General features: G+C 73.0%; 20 protein-coding genes. 16 read left to right on the top strand and 4 right to left on the bottom strand.

From position 1 onward, the window contains the following. The first annotated feature begins 7 nt into the window (after positions 1-7). The 3 genes from ACZ6AA_RS22660 to ACZ6AA_RS22650 all read left to right on the top strand — a co-directional run bounded on the left by ACZ6AA_RS22660 (position 8) and on the right by ACZ6AA_RS22650 (position 3,677). Complete coding sequence (locus tag ACZ6AA_RS22660) at positions 8-1,300, top strand: HAD family hydrolase (RefSeq protein WP_468480752.1); 1,293 nt, start codon at positions 8-10, stop codon at positions 1,298-1,300. Between the two features lie 22 nt (positions 1,301-1,322). After that, complete coding sequence (locus ACZ6AA_RS22655; protein WP_471459612.1) at positions 1,323-2,630, top strand: haloacid dehalogenase-like hydrolase; 1,308 nt, start codon at positions 1,323-1,325, stop codon at positions 2,628-2,630. Between the two features lie 90 nt (positions 2,631-2,720). After that, positions 2,721-3,677, top strand: coding sequence for a DUF2510 domain-containing protein (locus tag ACZ6AA_RS22650; protein ID WP_471459611.1), 957 nt, complete (start codon positions 2,721-2,723; stop codon positions 3,675-3,677). Between the two features lie 65 nt (positions 3,678-3,742). Here ACZ6AA_RS22650 and ACZ6AA_RS22645 read toward each other — a convergent pair whose 3' ends face one another. Next, on the bottom strand, positions 3,743-4,945 hold the full coding sequence (locus ACZ6AA_RS22645; protein WP_468453079.1) for an amino acid deaminase/aldolase: 1,203 nt from the start codon (positions 4,943-4,945) through the stop codon (positions 3,743-3,745). Positions 4,946-6,576: 1,631 nt separating this feature from the next. Here ACZ6AA_RS22645 and ACZ6AA_RS22640 point away from each other — a divergent pair. The 3 genes from ACZ6AA_RS22640 to ACZ6AA_RS22630 all read left to right on the top strand — a co-directional run bounded on the left by ACZ6AA_RS22640 (position 6,577) and on the right by ACZ6AA_RS22630 (position 9,681). Next, a complete protein-coding gene (locus ACZ6AA_RS22640) occupies positions 6,577-7,485 on the top strand; it encodes a hypothetical protein (RefSeq protein ID WP_468453081.1) in 909 nt (302 codons plus the stop codon). Next, positions 7,482-8,657, top strand: a complete 1,176-nt coding sequence (gene mycP, locus ACZ6AA_RS22635; RefSeq protein WP_468453083.1) for a type VII secretion-associated serine protease mycosin — start codon at positions 7,482-7,484, stop codon at positions 8,655-8,657. Before ACZ6AA_RS22640 ends, mycP begins: the two co-directional genes overlap by 4 nt. A 298-nt stretch (positions 8,658-8,955) precedes the next feature. Continuing rightward, positions 8,956-9,681 carry an SseB family protein gene (locus tag ACZ6AA_RS22630; RefSeq protein WP_468453085.1) on the top strand — a complete coding sequence of 242 codons (726 nt, stop codon included), beginning with the start codon at positions 8,956-8,958 and terminating at the stop codon, positions 9,679-9,681. A gap of 23 nt (positions 9,682-9,704) precedes the next feature. Here ACZ6AA_RS22630 and ACZ6AA_RS22625 read toward each other — a convergent pair whose 3' ends face one another. Further along, positions 9,705-10,091: a DUF1844 domain-containing protein gene (locus tag ACZ6AA_RS22625; RefSeq protein WP_468453087.1), complete on the bottom strand. Its 387-nt coding sequence runs from the start codon at positions 10,089-10,091 to the stop codon at positions 9,705-9,707. A gap of 360 nt (positions 10,092-10,451) precedes the next feature. On the opposite strand from ACZ6AA_RS22625, the gene infC reads away from it, so the two are divergent. The 10 genes from infC to ACZ6AA_RS22575 all read left to right on the top strand — a co-directional run bounded on the left by infC (position 10,452) and on the right by ACZ6AA_RS22575 (position 21,749). Then, on the top strand, positions 10,452-11,111 hold the full coding sequence (gene infC / locus ACZ6AA_RS22620) for a translation initiation factor IF-3 (RefSeq protein WP_190119627.1): 660 nt from the start codon (positions 10,452-10,454) through the stop codon (positions 11,109-11,111). A gap of 105 nt (positions 11,112-11,216) precedes the next feature. After that, positions 11,217-11,411 (top strand): 50S ribosomal protein L35, encoded by a 195-nt coding sequence (gene rpmI / locus ACZ6AA_RS22615; protein WP_018848956.1) that lies wholly within the window; start codon positions 11,217-11,219, stop codon positions 11,409-11,411. 101 nt (positions 11,412-11,512) lie between these two features. After that, positions 11,513-11,896, top strand: coding sequence for a 50S ribosomal protein L20 (rplT, locus tag ACZ6AA_RS22610; protein ID WP_016642495.1), 384 nt, complete (start codon positions 11,513-11,515; stop codon positions 11,894-11,896). Positions 11,897-12,061: 165 nt separating this feature from the next. Continuing rightward, positions 12,062-12,919, top strand: coding sequence for a TrmH family RNA methyltransferase (locus tag ACZ6AA_RS22605; RefSeq protein ID WP_468480679.1), 858 nt, complete (start codon positions 12,062-12,064; stop codon positions 12,917-12,919). A 57-nt stretch (positions 12,920-12,976) separates the two neighbouring features. Then, a complete protein-coding gene (locus ACZ6AA_RS22600; RefSeq protein WP_468453091.1) occupies positions 12,977-14,125 on the top strand; it encodes a sensor histidine kinase in 1,149 nt (382 codons plus the stop codon). Positions 14,126-14,284: 159 nt separating this feature from the next. Next, positions 14,285-15,430: a phenylalanine--tRNA ligase subunit alpha gene (gene pheS / locus ACZ6AA_RS22595; RefSeq protein WP_468453093.1), complete on the top strand. Its 1,146-nt coding sequence runs from the start codon at positions 14,285-14,287 to the stop codon at positions 15,428-15,430. Continuing rightward, positions 15,430-18,021 carry a phenylalanine--tRNA ligase subunit beta gene (gene pheT, locus ACZ6AA_RS22590; RefSeq protein WP_471459608.1) on the top strand — a complete coding sequence of 864 codons (2,592 nt, stop codon included), beginning with the start codon at positions 15,430-15,432 and terminating at the stop codon, positions 18,019-18,021. The genes pheS and pheT overlap by 1 nt, the downstream gene beginning before the upstream one ends. A 255-nt stretch (positions 18,022-18,276) precedes the next feature. Further along, positions 18,277-19,431 carry a PP2C family protein-serine/threonine phosphatase gene (locus ACZ6AA_RS22585; RefSeq protein ID WP_468480682.1) on the top strand — a complete coding sequence of 385 codons (1,155 nt, stop codon included), beginning with the start codon at positions 18,277-18,279 and terminating at the stop codon, positions 19,429-19,431. Between the two features lie 270 nt (positions 19,432-19,701). After that, entirely contained in the window at positions 19,702-21,051 is a 1,350-nt protein-coding gene (locus tag ACZ6AA_RS22580; RefSeq protein WP_030356295.1) for a hypothetical protein, read from the top strand. A gap of 155 nt (positions 21,052-21,206) precedes the next feature. After that, on the top strand, positions 21,207-21,749 hold the full coding sequence (locus ACZ6AA_RS22575; RefSeq protein WP_380852834.1) for an NUDIX hydrolase: 543 nt from the start codon (positions 21,207-21,209) through the stop codon (positions 21,747-21,749). A 30-nt stretch (positions 21,750-21,779) separates the two neighbouring features. Here the strand turns inward: ACZ6AA_RS22575 and ACZ6AA_RS22570 are convergent, their stop codons facing one another. Together ACZ6AA_RS22570 and ACZ6AA_RS22565 are read right to left on the bottom strand one after the other, a co-directional pair. After that, positions 21,780-22,037, bottom strand: coding sequence for a hypothetical protein (locus ACZ6AA_RS22570; RefSeq protein WP_030356297.1), 258 nt, complete (start codon positions 22,035-22,037; stop codon positions 21,780-21,782). A 281-nt stretch (positions 22,038-22,318) separates the two neighbouring features. Further along, positions 22,319-23,179, bottom strand: coding sequence for a 3-hydroxybutyryl-CoA dehydrogenase (locus ACZ6AA_RS22565; RefSeq protein ID WP_468453100.1), 861 nt, complete (start codon positions 23,177-23,179; stop codon positions 22,319-22,321). Positions 23,180-23,257: the final 78 nt, after the last annotated feature.

The following is a 23,257-nucleotide window of genomic DNA, read 5'->3' as shown; positions in this document are numbered from 1 at the left end:
CGTGTTCATGAAGATCAAGCGCCCCCTGGCCGCCGCGGCGGCCGCCCTCGCCGTCGCCGGAACCGGCCTCGCCGCCACCGCCCAGGCCGCCCCGGCCCCTCACCGGACCGCCGCGAAGTGCCCCGCCCTCACCATCTCCAAGGGCTGGTACGCGGACAACAAGACCCAGCTCCAGCGCCTCCTCGACACCTACGGCCGCTGCGGGGACACGTACGACAAGCACCACAAGCCCCTCGCCGTCTTCGACTGGGACAACACGGTCATCAGGAACGACGTGGGCGACGCCACCATGTTCTGGATGCTGCGCCACGGCAGGATACGCACCCCCGAGCGCGGCGACTGGCGCACCACCAGCCGCTATCTGACCGCCCCCGCCGCCAGGGCCCTCGCGAAGGCCTGCCCGGCCGCCGGCCGCACCCTGCCCACCCGCACGCACGCGGCCTGCGCCGACGAGATCGCCGCCGTGTACGGCGAGGGCGCCACCACCACCGGCAAGGAGGCCTTCGCCGGGTTCGACCACCGCCGCATGGAGCCGCAGTACGCCTGGCTCGCCCAGCTCCTGCGCGGCTGGAGCACCGACCGCGTCAAGGAGTTCGCGGCCGCCGCCCGCAAGGAGAACCTCGCCGCGCCGATCGGCGCCGAACAGCGCGTCGGCACCGGGAAGGTCACCGGCTGGGCGCGCTACTACGACCAGCAGCGCGACCTGATCCGCACCCTGAAGAAGGCCGGGTTCGACGTGTATGTCGTCTCCGCCTCGCCCGAGCCCGTCGCCGAGGTCTGGGCGCGGGGCGTCGGCCTCGACGCCCGGCACACCATCGGCATCCGCAACGTACAGCGCGAGGGCCGCCTCACCGCCCGCCTCAAGGGCTGCGGCTCCGTCGAGGACGGCGCCGACTCGATGATCACGTACATCGACGGCAAGCGCTGCGCCATCAACGAGCGGATCCTCGGCGTGCGCGGCAAGGCCGCCGAGAGGGTGCAACCGGCCGCCAGGCGCCAGGTGTTCGCCGCGGGCGACTCCGACACCGACGTGTCCTTCCTGCGCGACGCCACCGGCCTCCGCCTCGTCCTGAACCGCAACAAGGCCGAGCTGATGTGCCGCGCCTACGACAACCGCGACCGGCGCTGGCTGGTCAACCCCATGTTCATCGAGCCCAAGGGCAAGCAGTCCGCGCCCTACCCGTGCGCCACCACCGGCTACACCGGCCGCGACGGCGCGAAGGGCCCGGTGCGCCGCACGGACGGGTCGGTCATCGCGGACCAACAGGACACGGTGTACGGGGGTTCAACGACCTCGTAGGACTGCTGTACCGTCCACGCACATGCGTAACAGAAACGTTCTGGCGTTGACGCTGGCCTCGGCCGCCGCCCTGGTGGCCGGGCCCGTCACGCTTCCCGCTGCCGCCGCCACGGCCGCGCCCGCGTCGCACCCCGGCGCCCACTGCCCCCAGCTGTCGAAGAAGCTCTCCTGGTACGGCGACAACCGCGCCCGCCTCCAGAAGGTCATCGACGAGCGGGGCACCTGTTCCAACCCGCACCTCGGTCATGGCACCAAGCGCCCCGTCGCCGCCTTCGACTGGGACAACACCATCACCAAGAACGACATCACCGACGCCACCATCAGCTGGGCGCTGCGCCACGACAAGATCCTGCGCCCCAAGAGCTGGAAGTCCTCCAGCAAGTGGATGACGGCCGCGGGCCACCGCGCCCTCACCAAGGCCTGCGGCACCGAGGTGGCCGTCGGCAAGCCGCTGCCCACCTCCACCAACGGCGCCTGCGCCGACGAGATCCTCCAGATCCGCGAGGACGGCACCACGATGAGCGGCGCCGCCGCCTTCGCCGGGACCTGGAACCACCGCCGCACGGTCCCGCAGTACGCCTGGGTGCCCCAGCTCTTCGCCGGACACACCGTCAAGGAACTGGAGTCGTACGCGAAGAAGGCCCGCAAGGAGGCCCTCGCCGCGCCGATCGGCACCACCCGCACCATCGGCAGCCACACCGTGCCGGGATACGTGCGCTACTACGACCAGCAGCGCGACCTCGTCCGCACCCTGAAGAAGGCCGGATTCGACGTCTACATCGTCTCCGCGGGCTCCGAGCCGGTCGCCGAGGTGTGGGCGGCAGGCAAGGGCGGCGTCGGCATCGACCGCGAGCACACCGTCGCCATCCGCTCCGTCCTCGACGGCAAGGGCCGCATCACCACCTGGAACCAGGGCTGCGGCGGCGTCGGCGTCAACAAGGGCGAGGCCATCCCGTACATCGACGGCAAGCGCTGCTTCGTCAACCAGGAGATCTACAAGATCAAGGGCAAGAAGGCCTGGGACAAGCAGCGCTGGAGCAAGCGCATCGCGATCGGCGGCGGCGACGCCGACACCGACGTGACGTTCGTCGGCGACGCCACCGGCGCGCACCTCGTGCTCAACCGCAACAAGGGCGAGTTCATGTGCCGGGCGTACGACAACGCCGACGGGCGCTGGGTCGTGAACCCCATGTTCATCGAGCCGCTGCCGCAGAAGAGCGGCACCTACCCGTGCTCCACGTCCGCCTACAACGCGCCGGACGGCGGCAAGACGCCCGTGCTGCGCGGTGACGGCTCCGTGGTGCCCGACCAGGTCGACTCGGTGTACTGACACGGAACCGCGGGTGACGGGCCGGGTTCCGCGCGGAGCCCGGCCCGCTCGGGTTGGTCCGGGCTCGCGGCCACGTCCTAGAGTGCCGGGATGAGCATGACGCCTCCTCCCGGCTGGTACCCGGACCCGTCGACGCCCGGCACCGAGCGCTGGTGGGACGGATCCGCGTGGACCGAGCACCGGCGGGCGCCCGCCGCGCCCGCCGCGTACCAACCGCCGCAGCCGCAGCCGGGCTTCGCCACCACCGTGATCCAGCCGGTGCCCGCGGGCGGCGGGAACGGCGGCAACCGTGCCAAGACCGTCGCCCTCTGCGCCGCGGGCGCCGTCCTCGTCGCGTCCATCGTCATCGGCGTCGTCGTGCTCCAGGGCGACGACGGCGACCCGCAGGGCAGCACCGCGCCCACGACCTCGGCGGTCGACGACCCGAGCCCCACGCGGTCCACCCCCGCGCCGGAGGCCTCCACGCCCGACGAGGACCCCGACACCCTCGTCGACCAGCTCAACGGCATCACGCTGCCGGTACCGAACGGCTGGGAGAAGGCCGAGAACACCGTCGGCGACGACGTCACCCTGCAGACCCCCGACACCTACGACTGCCCGGGCGACCCCGGCCTCTGCCGCCAGGGAAAGATCACGTCGAGCACGGCCACGGGCACCGACGAGCGCTCGCCGGAGAAGCTCGCCAAGAAGGACATCAAGGACGCCGTCGACGCCGCGTACGACGAGGACTCCATCGGCCGCGAACCCTTCGGCGGCATGACCCGGCACCAGCAGGTCAAGGCGGGCACCGTCGCGGTCGGCGGCCGCAGCGGCTACTTCGTCCGCTGGCGCGTCCACACCGAGAAGGGCCCCGGCGGGTACGTCCAGTCCCTCGCGTTCCCGTCGAGCACCGGCTCCGAGGCGATGGTCGTCGTCCGCTTCACCATCGACGCGGCGAAGGGCGCGCCGCCGCTGTCCGACATCGACGAGGTCATCGAGGGGATCAGGCCGGTGGGGGACAGCGAGACGGGCGGGGGCGTGGGGAACAGCGTGGAGCCGTCGCCGTGAGCGTGCGCTGACGGCGCGGTGCCGCGCGGCCGCGAGGAACGTGCGGCTGGAGGAGGAACGTGCGGCTAGAGGAACGTGTGCCCTTCGCCGCGGTACGTGGGGACGGTCGCCGTCACCCGGTCGCCCTCCACCAGGTACAGCTTCTCGAACCGCTCGCACAGCTCACCGGCCTTGGCGTGCCGGAACCACACCTTGTCGCCGATGCGCAGATCGTCCGCGGGCGGCCCGAGCAGCGGGGTCTGCACCTCGCCCGCGCCCTCCTGCGGGTCGTACCGCAGCCCCTCCGGCAGATACGGCACCGGGGAGCGGTCGGCGCCCGCGACGCCCGACGCCGGATAGCCGCCGCCGAGCACCGTGACCACGCCGGGCCCCGGCCTGCGCACGACCGGCTGGGCGAACAGGGCGGCCGGACGCCCGCTGAACGACGTGTAGTTGTCGAAGAGACGCGGCACGTACAGCCCCGAACCCGCGGCGATCTCCGTCACCGCGGCCTCGGCGGCGGTGTGCTGGACGCTGCCCGTGCCACCGCCGTTCACGAACTCCAGACCGGGTGCGGCGGCGCGGACCGCGCGAATCGTCGCGGCACGGCGGTCCGCCAGCTCCTTGCGGGCGGTGGCCTGCATCATCCGCACGGCACGCGACTTGGCCGGATGCCCCTCGACGGCGTCCCCGACCCCCGCCACATGACCCTCGTACGCCATCACGCCCACGAGCCGGAACCCGGGCCGCCTGGCGATCGCCCGGGCCAGGGCGGCGACCTGCGCGGGCTCGTGCAGCGGCGAGCGCCGCGCCCCGATCCGCACGCGGCCGCCGAGCAGCTTGAGCGAGGTGTCCAACTCCAGGCAGACCCGGACCTCTTCGCGGCCGCCGTCGCGCGCGTCGTCGATGAGCCGCAGCTGCGCCGGGTCGTCGACCATGACGGTGACGGCGGCGGCGAGCTTGGGGTCGCCGGTCAGCTCCGCGAAGGCGGCGCGGTCGGCGGAGGGGTAGGCGAGCAGGACGTCGCCGAAGCCGGAGCGGGCGAGCCACAGGGACTCCGCCAGGGTGTACGACATGATGCCCGCGAACCCGTCCCGGGCCAGCACCCGCTCAAGCAGCGCCCGGCACCGCACGGACTTGCTCGCCACCCGGATCGGCTTGCCCCCGGCCCGCCGCACCAAGTCGTCGGCGTTGGCGTCGAACGCCTCCAGGTCGACGACGGCGAGCGGCGCGTCGAGGTGCGCGGTGGCCCGGTCGTAGCGGGCCCGGTCTGCGGCTCGGCCTCTCATGAACGCAGCCTGCCAGACGTGGCTACCGCAGGGTAGGGGATGATCCGGGCAGATCACCCGGGGCCGCGGCCTTGTGCCCGTGGGTGTCGGGTCAGCCCGTAGAGTGACGCGCACGCAGGGAGCGCGCGACGCGACGGAACGGGGGGTGCATGAGCACGGAGGCGCGACGGCCCCCCGTCCCCCCACGTCCCGGCACCCCACCACGGGTGCCGCCCCCCGCGCGCGACGCGACCGACCCTCCGCCCGAGCCTGATGCGCCGGGGTCGACGACTGCTCCATTCGGCCCTGGGGGGACGACTTCCGGTCGATCCGGGACGGCCTCCGCCCCGGACCCCTCGGCCTCCGGCCCCGGCCCCGCTGCGGACCTTCCGCCGGTGCCGTCCGCTCCGCCCGTCCCGGCGGAGCCGCCGCCTCCGGCCGCTACCTCGCGCTTTCCCGACGTCCGTCCGCCGACGGCTCGTGGCGACCTGACGCGCGGGTCGGGCGAGGGTCCGGTCGGTGGCTCGTTCCGTGGCCCGTCCGATGGCGATACGTCTCTGCGGGGTACGGGGGACGGCGCGGGTGCGCCCGGCGACGCGGGCACGCTCGGTGCGGGTGGTGTCGTCGAGGCGGGCCACGGCGTCGACCTCGGCGAGGAGCCGTCGGCGGACGACCAGGACTCGCTGGTCGCGGACTTGTTGGCGCCGTTCGACCGGGTGCGGCTGCCGAAGCCCTCACGGGAGGACGCCGCCGCCGAGCGGGTGCCGGACACACCGCCGCCCCCGCCCGCCTCGGCACGCCTGCCGGACGTACCTCCGTCGGCTTCGGCGGGTCTGCCGGACGCCTCTCCGTCGACTTCGGGGCGTCTGCCGGACGACGCCTCTCCGTCGGCTTCGGCACGCTTGCCGGGCGCGCCTCCGTCCGCGATGCCGCCCGCCGCGGGCCCGGCCTCGGGTGCCGGGGGAACGAGCGGCACCCCGCCGGTAGCGCCGCCGTCGGGCATCCCCAACCCACTCCCCGCTGTGCCGACTTCACGTCCACGCCCAGCCGAGGCCCCGGCTGCCGTCGTCCCCGCCATGCCGACCACGGCGCCGGGGATGCCCGCACGCCCGGCGAGCCCGCCCGCGCCCGTGCCGGACGCCCGCGACCGGAGTGCGGCTCCGTCGCCGGGTGCGCAGGGCCGAGGTGGCGCTGCTGTTCCGGCCCCGGGTGCGCGGGATTTGCGTGCCGCAACCGCTCCTGTCCCGGAGGCGGGGAATCCGCGTGCGGGAGGCGCTGCTGGTACCGCGCCGGGTGCGCGGGACGGACGTAGTACCGAAGCCGCCGCCCCGAACGGCGCACGGGGTGCGCAGGACCGACGTACCGAGACCACCACCCCGGCCGGAGACGCCCGTGTCGCCTCCACTGCCCCCCAACTGGCCACGCCCGCCCCGCCGTTGGGCCCACCCCCCGCGTCAGTGGGGCGTGCCCAGCCCAAGCCCGGCAGCCCCGTGCCCGCCGCGGGTACGGGCGCCACGAGCGCGAACCCCGCACCGGAAGCCCCCACCGCCCCGCTGTCCCGACCCGGCGTCAGCCCGCAGTCGCCGAACGGCGGTGACCCCGAAGCCCGCAGTGGCGGTGCCAGTGGTGTCACGGCCGCCGGAACCGGTGCCGTGCGTGCCTTCGCTCGGCGGACCGCCGCCGCCCGGCGGGCCGTCGGGGCCGTGGATCTGACGCCGGGGCCCGACACGGGGCGGCCCTTCGTGTTTCTCGCGCGACCCGCGCTGTACGACGACACCACCACCCGGCTGCGCCCCGTCGGCGCGTGGGTGCGGCCCCGGGCGGCGGCCGCCGCGGCCTGTGTCGTGCTCGGGCTCGGGCTCATCGGCGGGGCGGCGACGGGGAGTTGGCTGACGGGGGAGTCGGACGCGGCGGGCAGCTCGCGGAACGCGTACGTCGAGGCGGGCGAGCTGTGGCACAGCGTGCCCGTCGACGAGCTGTTCCCGCCCTCGATCAAGGGCGAGGGCGCGGGCCCCGGCGGCGCCGACCGCACCTGGAACCGCGTCGCCGTCGCCCCCGACAGCACCTGCAAGGACGCCTTCGACCCGCTGCTGCGCAAGGCCCTCGCCCCGGCGGGCTGCCTGCGCCTGCTGCGCGCCACCTACGCGGACGCGACCCGCAGCCACGTCACCACCGTCGGCCTGCTGTTCACGAAGGCGGACGCCGAGGCGATGCGGGCCCTGCGCACCCGCTTCACCGAGGAAGGCCTGGACTCCCGGCCGGACCTGATGCCCCGTCCGTACGCGGCCGCAGGCACCCTCGCCGCCGACTTCGGCGACCTCCAGCGCGCCACCTGGACCCTGTCCGTCCTGCCCGACGCCCCCGTCGTCGCCTACGCCGTCTCCGGCTTCGCCGACGGCCGCGCCGTCACCGACCCGGAGCCCGCCGCCGAAGCCATGAAGGCGGGCGCCACCTCCGCCCCCGCCCAGGCGGGGCTCGGCAACGACGCGAAGGGCATCGCCGACCGCGTCGAGCGCGGCCTGCGCAAGACCGTCACCGCCGCCACGGAGAAGTCCTCATGACCCTGCGCGGACTGCGCCGAACGGCGGTCACCGCCCTCGCCGCCACCTGCGTGCTGCTGCCCGCCACCACCACCGCGTACGCCGACGACGGCATCCGCGCCCAGCAGTGGGCCCTCGACGTGATGCGCACCGACCAGGCCTGGCGCACCACCAAGGGCGAGGGCGTCACCGTCGCCGTGCTCGACACCGGCGTGGACGCCTCCCACCCCGACCTCGTCGGCAACGTCCGGACCGGCAAGGACATGGTCGGCTTCGGTGCCCGCCGCGGCGACAAGTCCTGGGCCCGGCACGGCACCGCCATGGCCGGGATCGTCGCCGGTCACGGGCATGGCGCGGGCCGCCGCGACGGCGTGCTCGGCATCGCACCCGAGGCCCGGATCCTGCCGGTCCGGGTGATCCTCGAAGACGGCGACCCCGCCCGCAAGAAGGCCCGCTCCACCCGCGGCAACGCCCTCGCCGAAGGCATCCGCTGGGCCGCCGACCACGGCGCCGACGTCATCAACCTCTCCCTCGGCGACGACTCCAAGTCCGCCCACCCGGAGCCGACGGAGGACGCCGCCGTCCAGTACGCGCTGCGCAAGGGCGCCGTCGTCGTCGCCTCCGCGGGCAACGGCGGCGAACGCGGCGACCACATCTCGTACCCGGCCGCGTACCCCGGAGTCATCGCCGCGACCGCCGTCGACAGCAACGGCGTCCGCGCCCCCTTCTCCACCCGCCGCTGGTACGCCACCGTCGCCGCACCCGGCGACGACGTCGTGATCGCCGACCCCAACCGCAGGTACTACGAGGGCTGGGGCACGAGCGCGGCGGCCGCGTTCGTCTCCGGCGCCGTCGCCCTCATCCGCGCCGCCCACCCCGGCCTCGGCCCCGCCGAGATCAAACAGCTCCTCCGGGACACCGCACGCGACGCACCGGCCGGCGGCCGTGACGACTCCCGCGGCTTCGGCCTCATCGACCCGGTCGCGGCCCTCGCCCGCGCCGACAGGATCAGGCCCCAGTCCCTGCGGACGACGGCCCGCACCGACAAGTACTTCGGCCCCGGCCCGGACAAGTCCCCCGAGGACGACGGCCCCGCCGGCTGGGTCGGCCCCACGGCCGGAGGCCTGGGAGTGGCCCTGCTGGCGGCGGGGATCTGGCTCTGGCGGGGGCGGGCGGCTCCGGGGCGTCGGTAGGGGAGGGCGGGAAGTCTGCGGGCGTCGGCAGGGGGCCCGAGGCGGCGGTTTTCGCTCGCGGTCCCCGAAGCGGGGGTTCTCACTCCCGGCCCCGAGGCGGCGGGTCTCGCCCGCCCGACGGTCAGCGCCCTGGTGGGGCAAGTCGTCGAGGGCGCAGTGGACGGCCGTCGGGGGCGCTGTCCCGCGTCGGACGGAACGCCCCGCGCCACGTCCCCCGACGGTGACCGGGCAGGCAAGCCCCCCGGCCACGGGAGGGCGGCCCGCAAACGCCGCCCGACGGCGGGCTAGGGTCGAGACCGTGGCGAACAAGAACATTCCCGACCCCGGCTTCTCCGACGACGACGGGTCGGCCGACCCCGTGCTGCGGGCGGCGCTCGGCGCCTGGGCGGAGGACCGGAGCGCGCACGGGCCGGTGCTCGAAGCGCTCGCGGGAGCCCGGCTGCTCGTGCCCGTCGTCGCCGTGCTCGGCGAGGTCGAGGAGGACGAGAACGGGCTGCGGCGCGAGAAGACCAGCGACATGGCCGTGCCCACCCTGAAGGCGGGGCACCGCACCGCGCTGCCCGCCTTCACCTCCACCGAGGCCCTCGCCCTGTGGGACCCCGAGGCCCGCCCCGTCGCCGTACCGCTGCACCAGGCGCTGCAGGCCGCCGCGCACGAGAAGGCCGACACGATCGTGCTCGACCTCGCGGGCCCCGTCCCCTACGAGCTGAACCGGCCCGCCCTGATCGCCCTCGCCGAGGGCCGCCGCAGCGCCGACGCGCTCACGGACCCGGCCGTCGTCGACGCCGTGCGCGCCGTCGTCGCCGCCGAGCCCGCCGTGCTCCGCGCCCACCTCGGCCCCGGCGCCGCCGACGGCACCCTCGCCCTGGTCCTCGACCCCGCCGCCCCGCAGGCCGCGGCCCAGCGCGTCGCCGAAGCGCTCGCGGCCGACGAAACACTGCGGGCCCGCCTGGTGCGCGGCCTCGACCTGGCACTCCTGCCGGCCGAGGCGACGCCACCGGGCGAGCCCCTATACGTACGCTGACGCGTGGGTGGTGCGGCGGGCCGTCAGCCGAAGACGGGGCCCGTGTACTTCTCGCCGGGGCCCTGACCGGGCTCGTCCGGCACCAGGGACGCCTCGCGGAACGCCAGCTGCAGCGACTTCAGACCGTCCCGCAGCGGCGCCGCGTGGAAGGAGCTGATCTCCGTCGCGCTCGCGTCCATCAGACCGGCGAGCGCCTGGATCAGCTTGCGGGCCTCGTCCAGGTCCTTGTGGGCCTCGCCCTCCTCGGCGAGGCCCAGGTTCACCGCCGCCGCGCTCATCAGGTGCACCGCGACCGTCGTGATCACCTCGACCGCGGGAACGTCCGCGATGTCGCGGGTCATGGCGTCGAAGCCGGGGCTCTGGGGTGCGTCGTGGGATGCGGTGCTGGCCGCGGGACTCGTGTCACTCATGCCCCTCACCCTAGAGCCGCGTCCCGGCGGTTAGCCCCACCCCCCGGGACCTGCTAACCTTGTGTAACGACCGGCTGGACACCCGCGTGCCAACGCAAGCGTCCGGCCCACAAGTGGAGGCTCCGATCTCCCACCTGGCCGCTCCCCGGAGCGGCGGGTCACCGGTCAGGCGGACACCGCGCAGCGCGTGATGCACCGCCCGATGCGCCCCGTGATCAGCACGGAGGTGCTCCGGTATTCGTTTGGAGCCCCTTCTGTGATCAGTCGGGGCATTTTTTGTGTTCCGGCGCGGTTGGTCGAGAAAACAGACGTAACGCGGCTGTCCGCCAGACGGTCGCGTGGTGCTACCGAGGAGGATCCATCAGCGCCGAGCCCCGCATCAACGACCGGATTCGCGTTCCCGAGGTGCGACTTGTCGGTCCCAGCGGCGAGCAGGTCGGGATTGTCCCGCTTGCCAAGGCCCTGGAGCTTGCGCAGGAGTACGACCTGGACCTGGTCGAGGTCGCGGCGAACGCCCGTCCGCCCGTGTGCAAGCTCATGGACTACGGGAAGTTCAAGTACGAGTCGGCCATGAAGGCCCGTGAGGCGCGCAAGAACCAGGCGCACACGGTCATCAAGGAGATGAAGCTCCGGCCGAAGATCGACCCGCACGACTACGACACCAAGAAGGGTCACGTCGTCCGGTTCCTCAAGCAGGGCGACAAGGTCAAGATCACGATCATGTTCCGTGGTCGCGAGCAGTCCCGTCCGGAGCTCGGCTTCCGGCTGCTGCAGCGGCTCGCGGAGGACGTCCAGGACCTCGGGTTCATCGAGTCGAACCCGAAGCAGGACGGCCGAAACATGATCATGGTCCTCGGTCCGCACAAGAAGAAGACCGAGGCGATGGCCGAGGCCCGTGAGGCCCAGGCGGCTCGCAAGGCGGAAGCGAAGGCCAATCCGGGCAAGTCGCAGAACGCCGCCGAGGAGGAGCTTTCCGAAGCCCCCGTCGAGGCCCCGGCCGAGGCTCCCGCCGAGGCCTGATCCCCGGACGCGAGTCCAGGGATGCCAATCGAACACATGACGCTCCGGGATGCCCGGTCTCACGACCGGGCATCGGAGTGCCACTGACGAGGAGAGAACGGCGCTATGCCGAAGAACAAGACGCACAGCGGTGCCAAGAAGCGCTTCAAGATCACCGGCTCCGGCAAGGTGCTCCGCGAGCGCGCCGGCAAGCGCCACCTGCTCGAGCACAAGTCGTCCCGTCTGACGCGTCGCCTCACCGGCAACGCCGAGATGGCCCCGGGCGACGCCGCGAAGATCAAGAAGCTTCTCGGCAAGTGACGTACGCGGCGCTCCGCTTGAGCGCCGTACGTCTGGACCGGGACCCAATCGATATCGGGCCGCGTGAGTTCCCCCGCGGCCCCGCTACAAGGAGTTAACAAGTGGCACGCGTCAAGCGGGCAGTCAACGCCCACAAGAAGCGTCGGGCGATCCTCGAGCAGGCCAGCGGCTACCGCGGCCAGCGGTCGCGCCTGTACCGCAAGGCGAAGGAGCAGGTCACCCACTCCCTCGTCTACAACTACAACGACCGCAAGAAGCGCAAGGGCGACTTCCGTCAGCTGTGGATCCAGCGCATCAACGCCGCTGCCCGCGCCAACGGCATCACCTACAACCGCTTCATCCAGGGTCTGAAGGCCGCCAACATCGAGGTGGACCGCAAGATCCTCGCCGAGCTGGCCGTGAACGACGCCAACGCGTTCGCCGCGCTGGTCGAGGTCGCGCAGAAGGCCCTGCCGAGCGACGTCAACGCCCCCAAGGCCGCCTGACGTTCGCACGTGGCTTGAGCTGTGAGGGGACCCGCAGGCCATCGGGCCTGCGGGTCCCGTCGTGTTCGGCCCGCGACCCGCTCCGACACCCGCCCCGTGGCGCTTGACCGGTCGCCCCTCCCGGGCGGCGTGACGTCCCAACCTCGTACCCCCTAAGGCGACTTGATGGCCATCAGCCCGGAACTGATCTCCCCGCGGTCCCCGCGCGTCAGCGCCGCGCGGCGGCTCGCCAAGCGGAACTTCCGCGGCAAGGAACGGCTGTTCCTCGCCGAGGGGCCGCAGGCCGTGCGGGAGGCAGCCGGGCACCGGGGCGACGGGCGGGCCACGCTCGTGGAGCTGTTCGCGACCGTCGAGGCCGCCGAGCGGTACGCGGACATCGTCGCCGCCGCCCGGGACGCCGGGGCGAGCCTGCACCTCGCCGACGAGAGCGTCATCGCCGACATCTCCACCACCGTCACCCCGCAGGGCCTGGTCGGGGTGTGCCGGTTCCTCGACGTGCCGCTTGCGGAGATCCTCGCCGGGCGGCCCAAGCTCGTCGCCGTGCTCGCCCACGTCCGCGACCCCGGCAACGCCGGGACCGTGCTGCGCTGCGCCGACGCCGCGGGCGCCGAGGCCGTGATCCTCACCGACGCCTCCGTCGACCTGTACAACCCCAAGGCCGTGCGCGCCTCGGTCGGCTCGCACTTCCACCTGCCGGTGGCCGTGGGCGTGCCCGTCGAGGAGGCCGTACGCGGCCTGAAGGGCGCGGGTGTACGCGTGCTGGCCGCCGACGGGGCCGGGGCGGACGACCTGGACGCCGAGCTGGACCAGGGCACCATGGGCACCGAGACGGCGTGGATCTTCGGCAACGAGGCCTGGGGTCTGCCGGAGGAGACCCGCGCACTCGCCGACGCGGTGGTGCGCGTTCCGATCCACGGAAGCGCCGAGAGCTTGAACCTCGCGACCGCGGCAGCCGTATGCCTCTATGCGTCCGCCCGTGCACAGCGCGCCGTCGGAGGGTGCCGCTCCGTCACCCCCGGCTAGTAGTGTGTCGGGCTCACAGGCCCATTGCGCCGGTTCCGAGAGGCGGGGATACGGGGAATGACTGTCGGCACGAGCAGACCACCGGGAGTGCGGGACATCCTGTGCCCTCCCGCGGGCCCGTCGGGCCAGGCGGGCCCGGGCCCCGGCGAGCTCGGCATCGACCCGGACGACCTGCCCGACGGACTCGTCGTCGCCGACGAGACGGGGCGCGTGATCTGCTTCAACGCCGCCGCGGCCAGGATCACCGCCGTCCGCGCGAGCGACGCCATGGGCGCCTCCATCGAGCGGGCCCTGCCCCTGGAGGACCTCGAAGGGCGCCGCTGGTGGCAGCTCACCGACCCCTACGGCGGCCTCGCCACGAGGAACGCCCAGCCCGAGCGGAACCTGCTGCTCCCCGGCGGCCGCGAGGTCCTCGTGTCCGCCCGCTACGTCCGCACCCGGCCGACCGGCCCGCTGCGCCGCCTCGTGGTCTCCCTGCGTGACACCGAGGCCCGCCGCCGCACCGAGCGCAGCCACGCCGAGCTGATCGCCACCGTCGCCCATGAACTGCGCTCCCCGCTGACGTCCGTCAAGGGCTTCACGGCGACGCTGCTCGCCAAGTGGGAGCGGTTCACCGACGACCAGAAGAAGCTGATGCTGGAGACGGTGGACGCCGACGCCAACCGGGTCACGCGGCTGATCGCCGAACTGCTCGACATCTCCCGCATCGACTCCGGGCGGCTCGAACTGCGGCGCCAGCCCGTCGACATCGGCGCGGCCGTGGGACGGCACATCCAGGCCCACGTCGCCGCCGGCCAGGACGCGGACCGCTTCCTCGTACGGCTGCTGCAACCGCTGCCCGACCTGTGGGCCGATCCGGACAAGATCGACCAGGTGCTGAGCAACCTCCTGGAAAATGCGGTGCGGCACGGTGAGGGAACGGTCACCATTGATGTGGCGCCCTCGCCCTCCCTCCGGGTGCGGGGGGCGGCCGACACCGCGGTCACCGTCAGCGACGAGGGCTCCGGCATTCCGGAGGAGTCGATGGGCCGCGTCTTCACCCGCTTCTGGCGGGGCAGCAAACGCGGCGGGACGGGACTGGGGTTGTACATCGTGAAGGGCATCGTCGAAGCGCACGGCGGCACGATCACCGTGGGCCGCGCGGCGAGCGGCGGCGCCCAGTTCCGATTTACGTTGCCCGTGGGGGCCCCGGCGTATCTCCAGTGATCATCGCCGCTGCCGCCCGCGGGCGCATGCGTTCACCGCACCCCCGTTAGACTCGGTCGTTGGCACCTTTGTGTCCCCACTCTCGGGACGATCTCAGGACCAGTCGTCTCCGACTCGTCGACGGGGACCATCCGCCAGTCAACGGAAGCACGGGAAGAGATGTCGGCACCGAACAAGTCGTACGACCCTGTCGAGGTCGAGGCACTGAAACCTGAAGAGATCGAGCGCATGCGGGACGAGGCGCTCGCCGCCTTCGCGGCCGCCGCCGACCTCGACCAGCTGCAGGAGGCGAAGACCGCCCACACCGGCGGCACCTCGCCGCTGGCGCTCGCCAACCGCGAGATCGGCGCGCTGCCCCCGCAGGCCAAGGCCGACGCAGGAAAGCGCGTGGGCATGGCCCGCGGCGCCGTGAACAAGGCGCTCGCCGCCCGCCAGGCCGAGCTCGAGGCCGAGCGCGACGCGCGCGTCCTGGTCGAGGAGGCCGTGGACGTCTCGCTGCCCCACGACCGCGTACCGGCCGGTGCCAGGCACCCGCTGACCACGCTGTCGGAGCGCATCGAGGACATCTTCGTGGCCATGGGCTACGCGGTCGCCGAGGGCCCCGAGGTCGAGTCCGAGTGGTTCAACTTCGACGCCCTGAACATCGGCCCGGACCACCCGGCCCGCGGTGAGCAGGACACCTTCTTCGTCGACCCGGCGTCGCTCGGCGCCGCCCAGGCCGACGGCGACGACGCGTCCGGTGTGGTGCTGCGCACCCACACCTCGCCCGTGCAGATCCGCTCGCTCATCGACCGCGAGCCGCCGGTCTACGTGATCTGCCCCGGCCGCGTGTACCGCACCGACGAGCTGGACGCCACCCACACCCCCGTCTTCCACCAGGTCGAGCTGCTCGCCGTGGACGAGGGCCTGACCATGGCCGACCTCAAGGGCACCCTGGACCACATGGTGCAGGCGCTCTTCGGCGGCGAGGGCATGAAGACGCGGCTGCGGCCGAACTTCTTCCCGTTCACCGAGCCGTCCGCCGAGATGGACATGGTCTGCTACGTGTGCCGTGGCGAGTCCGTGGGCAACCCCGACCAGCCCTGCCGCACCTGCTCCTCCGAGGGCTGGATCGAGCTCGGCGGCTGCGGCATGGTCAACCCCAAGGTGCTTGCCGCCTGTGGCGTGGACCCCGAGAAGTACAGCGGGTTCGCCTTCGGGTTCGGCATCGAGCGGATGCTGATGTTCCGCCACCACGTAGAAGACATGCGAGACATGGTCGAGGGTGACGCGCGCTTCACCCGGCCGTTCGGGATGGAGATCTGATGCGGGTCCCGCTTTCCTGGCTGCGGGAGTATGTCGATCTCCCCGCCACCGAGACCGGCCGCGACGTGCAGGCCAAGCTGATCGCCGCCGGACTCGAGGTCGAGTCCGTCGAGCAGCTCGGCGCGGGCCTCAAGGGTCCCCTCGTCGTCGGCAAGGTCCTCACCATCGAGGAGCTGGAGGGCTTCAAGAAGCCCATCCGCTTCTGCACCGTCGACGTCGGCACGGCCAACGGCACCGGCGAGCCGCAGGAGATCGTCTGCGGCGCCCGGAACTTCGCCGTCGGCGACAAGGTCGTCGTGGTCCTGCCCGGCGCCGTCCTGCCCGGCGACTTCGCGATCTCCGCGCGCAAGACGTACGGCAAGACCTCGCACGGCATGATCTGCTCCGGCGACGAGCTGGGCATGGGCGACGACGGCACCGGAGGCATCATCGTGCTCCCGCCCGAGCACGAGGCCGGCACCGACGCCATCGAGCTGCTCGAACTCGTCGACGAGGTCCTGGACATCGCCGTCACGCCCGACCGCGGCTACTGCCTGTCGATGCGCGGTGTCGCCCGCGAGACCGCCACCGCCTACGGCCTGCCGCTGCGCGACCCGGCGCTGCTCGACGTGCCCGCGCCGAACTCCTTCGGCTACCCGGTGCGCGTCAGCGACCCGGCCGGCTGCGACCGCTTCACCGCGCGCACCGTCACCGGCCTGCGCCCCGACGCCCGCTCGCCGATCTGGCTGCGCCGCCGCCTGCAGAAGGCGGGCATGCGCCCGATCTCGCTGGCCGTCGACGTCACCAACTACGTGATGCTGGAGCTCGGCCAGCCCCTGCACGCCTACGACCGCTCCCGCGTCCAGGGCACCATCGGCGTGCGCCGGGCCGAGCAGGGCGAGAAGCTCACCACCCTCGACGGCACCCGGCGGGTGCTCGACGCCGAGGACCTGGTGATCACCGACGACCGCGGCGCCATCGGCCTCGCGGGCGTCATGGGCGGCGCCAACACCGAGATCGCCGACACCGTCGTCGCTGCGTCCGATTCCTTTGGCTCGTCCGGCGAGGCGCAGGGCACCACCGACGTGGTCATCGAGGCCGCGCACTTCGACGCGGTCTCCGTGGCCCGCACCGCGCGCCGCCACAAGCTGTCCTCCGAGGCGGCCAAGCGCTTCGAGCGCGGCGTCGACCCGCAGGCCGCGTCCGCCGCCGCGCAGCGCACCGTCGACCTCCTCGTGCTGCTTGCGGGCGGCACCGCCGAGGCCGGGGTCACGGAGGTCATCGCGCCCTCCGCGCCGCACACGATCACCATGCGCGCCGACCACCCGGACCGCGTCGCCGGTGTGGCCTACGGCCGTGAGACCGTCGTACGCCGCCTCCAGGAGGTCGGCTGCGACGTGTACGGACAGGACTCCCTGACCGTCACCGTGCCGTCCTGGCGGCCCGACCTCGCCGAGATCAACGACCTCGCCGAGGAGGTCATCCGGCTCGAGGGGTACGAGAACCTGCCCTCGACCCTGCCCCGGCCCCCCGCCGGACGCGGTCTGACCGAGCGCCAGCGGCTGCACCGCCGGGTGGGCCGCGCGCTCGCCGGTGACGGCTTCGTCGAGGCGCCGAACTACCCGTTCGTCGGCGAGCAGGTCTTCGACCAGCTCGGCCTCGACCAGGACGACCCGAACCGCCGCGTGGTCAAGCTGGTCAACCCGCTGTCCGACGAGGAGCCCGCGCTCCGTACGACGCTGCTGCCCGGCCTGCTCGCCACGCTGCGCCGCAACGACGGGCGCGGCAGCCACGACCTGGCGCTGTTCGAGACCGGCCTGGTCTTCCACCCCCGCGAGACCGCTGACGGCGACGTGGCCGCGCTCCCGGCCCGGCTGCCCGTCGACCGGCGTCCCACGGACGAGGAGATCGCGGCGCTGAACCAGGCGCTGCCCGACCAGCCCCGGCACGTCGCGGTCGTCCTCGCGGGCGCCCGTGAGCAGGCCGGCTGGTGGGGCAAGGGCCGACCGGCCGACTGGGCGGACGCCGTCGAGGCGGCGCGCTCCGTGGCCCGTGCGGCCGGGGCCGAACTCATCGTCCAGCAGGGGCAGTACGGCCCGTGGCACCCCGGCCGCTGCGCCGAGCTGAACGTGTTCATCGAGCACGCCGACGGCGTTGCCGAGGACGGCACCGAGGGCGAGATCGTCAGCGTCGGCCACGCCGGTGAGCTGCACCCGCGCGTCATCAAGGCGCTCGGCCTGCCCGCCCGCAGCTGCGCGATGGAGCTGAACCTGGACGTGCTCGCCAAGGCCGGCGAGGGCACCCTGCAGGCGCCGAGCATCTCGACGTTCCCGGTGGCCACGCAGGACGTCGCGCTCGTCGTGGACACCGACGTGCCCGCGGCCGTCGTCGAGGCCTTCCTGCGCGACGGCGCCGGTGAACTCCTCGAGGACATCCGCCTGTTCGACGTCTTCACCGGCGAGCAGATCGGCGCGGGCAAGAAGTCGCTGGCGTACGCGCTGCGGTTCCGTGCCGCCGACCGCACGCTGACCGTCGACGAGGCCACCGCCGCGCGCGACGCGGCCGTGGCGCGCGCCGCCGAGGTGACCGGCGCGGTGCTGCGCGGGGCATAACCCCGAGGGCCCGAGGGTCCACGGCCCCGACGCCTCGGCGGGCGGGGTCGAACGGCGGCGCGAGAGCGTCGCCGGTGTGTGAAGGCGCAGTTGAGGGGCGTATCCGTGGGCGCGGATACGCCCCTCACTCATTAGGGTGACAACTCCCGGTGATCTGGCCCGATCCGCCCATGCGGTGGACAGAATCAGTTCGGCCGTAGGGGCCGGTCCCGCACACGGCCCGCACGCTGGACTGGGCCTTAGGGGGCCGTCGGCATGATCCGGATCAAGCCTCGCGCGCCCCGTCGCGGCGCCGGGGCCCACCGCACGGCGAGGCTTCGGGCGCGAACTCCCCAGGGGGACTGCCCCGGAGCCACCACGTCGTTCGAGCGACCCCGCACCCGTCGGCTGCGCCGCGCTCTCGCGCTCGGCCTGCCCACGGTCTGGGGCGCCGTCGCCATCACGTACAAACTGACCTGCCCGCTCGCCCAACAGCACAGCCTGAGCGCGCGGATCGTCACCAGCGCCGTCTTCTTCGCCGTCGGCACCGGCCTGGTCCTTCAGGTGCGCAGCGCGCTGCTGCGGGAGCTGCGCCAGCTCAGGGAGGTCGCGGGCGCCGCGCAGAACGTCCTGCTGAGACCGCTGCCGCCGCGCGTCGACGGATTCGCGCTCGCCGCGGGGCGGCTCTCCGCCACGCACGGCGCGTCCGTCGGCGGGGACCTGTACGAGGTCGCGGCCACCGACCACGGTGTGCGCCTGGTGATGGGGGACGTGCGGGGCCACGGCCTCGCCGCGATCGGCACCGCCGCCGCGGTCCTCGGCAGCTTCCGCGAGGCCGCCCACGAGGAGCCCGAACTGCCGCTCGTCCTGCGGCGCCTGGAGCGTGCGCTCGCCCGGCACCTGCGGGAGCGCTCCCGCGCCGAGCACCCGGCGAACGGCGCCGCCCCGCCGGAGAGCCCGCTCGCCGAGGAGTTCGTGACCGTACTGCTCGTGGAGATCGGTCCGGACGGCGACGTGTGGGCGCTCAACTGCGGTCACCCCTGGCCCTATCGGCTGCGCGGCCGGGCCGAGCCGATGCCGGGCGGGGACCCGCTGCCGCCGCTCGGGCCCTTCCCGCTCCCGGCCGAGCTGCCGCCCGTGCGCCTCGGACGGCTGCTGCCCGGCGACGCCCTCGTGCTGTACACCGACGGGATGGAGGACGCCCGTGACACCGCCGGCCGGTTCTTCCCGCTGCGGTCCGTGCTCGGCGAGGCCGCCCGGACCCCGCCCGTCTCCCCGCAGCGCGTCATCCACGTCGTGTACGGCGAACTCCTGCGCCACATCGGCCGGCTGACGTCCGACGACGCCGCGCTCCTGGTGCTGCGCAACGACCGTTCGCGGGTGCCCTCACAGTCGACCGAGACCGGGCGGCGCGCCCGCACCATGAGCTGAACACCGCCCGGCCCGATGCGGCCTGCGCCGTCCGGGCCGTCGCGGAACTGCCGGGCAGACGACGGCTGATCGGACGGCGCCACAGAGGGGCCGCCGCGCTGTATGAGGGGGAGCCGGCGGCCCGGCCGCCTCCTGGTGAGGGCTCTCAGTCAACCGACCACGCGCCCGGCGCGGCAGAGCGCGCGCTCCCCGGATGCGGGCACTCCGTTCACACCCCGTGTGAAGACGGCTCCACTAGGCTTGACAGCACCGAGCCTCCGGAGGGCCTCCATGCAGCCCAACACCCTGCTCGACGCGATCCTCGACGAAGCGGGCATCTCCCACGCGGGCCTCGCCGCCCATGTGAACCAGGCGGGAAAGGCCAGAGGTCTCTCGCTGAGATACGAACACACCGCCGTGGCCCGCTGGTTGAAGGGCCAGCGCCCCCGCGGCCAGGTGCCGGACCTGATCTGCGAAGTCCTCGCGGCCCGGCTGCAACGCACGGTCGCGCTCGACGACATCGGCCTCGGCGTGCCCGGGATCCCGGCAGCGCGGCAGGGCTCGATGGCCTCCACGCTCTCCGGGTTCGTCGAGCGGGCCACCGCGCTGTGGCGCTCGGACGAACAGCAGCGCCCGCATCTGCTCGGCGCCCCCGCCGTTACCGGCACGCCCGCCGTGATGCCCGTCTGGGAGTGGGAGAACCCGCCCGAGGACGTGGACGTCTCCCGCGGCGGACGCCACCCGGTCAGCATGGCCGAGGTGGAGATGATGCGCGCGGCCCGCACGCACTACGAGCAGATGTACCGCAAGACGGGCGGCGTCGCGATGCGCACCCGCATAGTCGGATTCCTCAACGCCGAGGCGGCGCCGCTGCTCCGGGGCAGCTACACCGACGCGATGGGCCGTCAGCTGCACCGCGCGACCGGCGGCCTGGTGGCCATCGCGGGCATCTGCGCCTACGACTCGGACGCGCACGGCCTGGCCCAGCGCTACTTCCACCAGGCGCTGCGCCTGGCGAAGGCCAGCGGGGACCGGGGACTCGGCGCGTACGTCATCGCGCTGCTCGTCAACCAGTCGCTGTTCATGCGGGAGTACCGCCAGGCGGTCGCCTTCGCGGAGGCCGCGCTGCGCGCCGCCGGCCGCGACATCACCCCGGCGCTCGCGTCCGACCTGTACGCGATGCAGGCCAAGGCGTACGCACACCTGGGCGACGGCAGCAGCGCGCTGTCCTGCATCCGGCGTGCCGAGGCCGCGGCCGACCGGATCCGGCGGGGGCGCGAGCCGGACGAGACGGGCTATGTCCAGCCCGGCCTGGTGAACGTACAGGTGGCGGAGGCGCTGCTCAGCCTCGGCGATCTCACCGGAGCGCACGAGCACGCCGCGGCGGCCGTGGACACCCCGGCGCACGACCGGGGCCGGGTGCACCGGCTCGCCATGCTGAGCCAGATCGAACTGCGCCAGGGGAACACCGACGAGGCGGTGGCCACGGCGGTGGAAATGGCCGAACAGGCGCGCGGGATGGAGTCACAGCGGCTGCGCGACCGGCTGCGGGCGGTGCGTGAGCACCTGGTGCGCAGCGACTGCGCGGGCACGGCCGAGGCCGCCGAACTCATCGACGGCGCACTGCGGGTCCCGCTGTAGGAGTGCGGCGCGCCGACGCGCGACCTCTGTGCCGCCGCGGGGAGCGGGGGCGAAGCCACGCCTGACACGTGCTACTTCGCTCTGCCGTGCGCGGAGTGCTCTGGACACCCTCCTGCTGCGATATTGCCATCTATTCGTCGGAAGGTGGCAGAACCGTGCAGTGGACGAAACAGAGCGAACAAACTGTGTATGGAAACCGATGGTTCACCGTCAATCTCGCAGATGTCGAGCTTCCTGACGGGCGGCACCTCGATCACTTCCTGATACGTCTGCGGCCCGTCGCGATCGCCACGGTCGTCAACGAGGCCAACGAGGTGCTGCTCCTTTGGCGGCACCGCTTCATCACCGACAGCTGGGGCTGGGAACTGGCCGCCGGAGTCGTCGAGGACGGCGAGGACATCGCGTACGCGGCGGCCCGCGAGATGGAGGAGGAGACCGGCTGGCGGCCGGGACCCTTGCGGCACCTGATGAGCGTGGAGCCGTCCAACGGTCTCACCGACGCCCGGCACCACATCTACTGGTCGGACGAGGGGACCTACATCGGCCACCCCGTGGACGACTTCGAGTCGGACCGCCGTGAGTGGGTCCCGCTGAAGCTCGTCCCCGACATGGTGGCGCGGGGCGAGGTCCCGGCCGCCAATATGGCGGCGGCACTCCTTCTGCTGCACCATCTGCGTCTTGGCCAGGACGCGCGCTGACCGGCCTGTCCCGCCTGTTCCGCCCCCGGGCTAGCGCCCGAGGGCCTGCCACACCGCCACCACGAGTGCCCCGATGGAGGTGAGGGCGGCGAGGGCGGGCAGTGGCCACCGGTTGTGCTCGAGGGCCGTGATCCGGAGGGACAGGTCGTCCTGGTCCTTGGTGTGCTGTGTGTCGCTCTGGGTGAGTAACGCGAGCCGTCCGTCGACGCGGGCGAGGCCCACGTCCAGGCTGCGACGTAACTCTGCGAGTTCTTCCGGGACCACGGGACGCTCGGGGTCGGTGGTCACGAGTCCGCTCCTTTCGGTAGTCGTCACATCCCCCCTGTGCGCACGGAAAGTCAACTCGCCTGGTGGTCGGGGCGGGAGAGTGTGCGAAGGGCATATGCGAGCCCCCCGCGCACACGGTGTGTGAACGGCGCGGACCCGGCGCTCAAAGAGCGCCGGGTCCGTGAACTGGCCGAAAATTGACTCGAGTTCAGGTACGGAGAGTAGTCACTCCCGGTTCGCCAGCGGTGAAGCGGAAGGCGATCACGCGTACCTGGACGCGGGTCGTGCGGAGGTGGCGTGAATCAGGCGTACGTGTAGAAGCCCGAGCCGGTCTTACGGCCGAGGCGGCCCGCGTCGACCATCCGCTGGAGCAGCGGGGGAGCGGCGTACAGCGGCTCCTTGTACTCCTCGTACATGCTGTCCGCCACCGATGCCACGGTGTCCAGGCCGATCAGGTCGGACAGCTTCAGCGGCCCCATCGGGTGGGCGCAGCCCATCTCCATGCCGTTGTCGATGTCCTCGCGGGAGGCGATGCCCGACTCGAACATCCGGATCGCGGAGAGCAGATACGGAATGAGCAGCGCGTTCACCACGAAGCCCGAGCGGTCCTGGGCGCGGATCGCGTGCTTGCCGAGCACCTTCTCCACCAGGGTCTGGGCCCGGCTGATCGTGCCCTCCGACGTGGTCAGCGCCGGGATCAGCTCGACGAGCTGCTGCACGGGGGCCGGGTTGAAGAAGTGGATGCCGATGACCTGGTCCGGGCGGGAGGTCGCCACGGCCAGCTTCACCAGCGGGATGGAGGAGGTGTTGGAGGCGAGGATCGCGTCCTGCCGCGTCACCACCTGGTCGAGCACCTGGAAGATCTCGGTCTTGACCTGCTCGTTCTCCACGACCGCCTCGATGACGAGGTCACGGTCGGCGAACTCGCCCAGGTCGGTGGTGAAGCTGAGCCGGGCGATGGCCTCGTCCCGCTCCACCTCGGAGATCTTGCCGCGCTCGGCCGCCTTGGACAGGGAGTTGTACAGCCGGGTACGGCCGATCTCCAGGGCCTCGCCGGTGGTCTCCGCAACCTTCACGTCCAGGCCGGAGCGGGCGCAGACCTCCGCGATACCCGCGCCCATCTGGCCACAGCCCACCACTCCGACGCGCGCAATGTCGGCCATAGAGTCGGTCACCTCGTGCCTTTCGCTGATCAACGGACTGGCAGGGTCCCCCGTACGAGCCGGTGCCTGCCTCGCCGG

It is taken from the genome of Streptomyces sp. NPDC040610 (assembly GCF_055594065.1).
The sequence above is the reverse complement of the archived record's forward strand: the minus strand, read 5'-3'. Positions and strand labels throughout refer to the sequence as shown.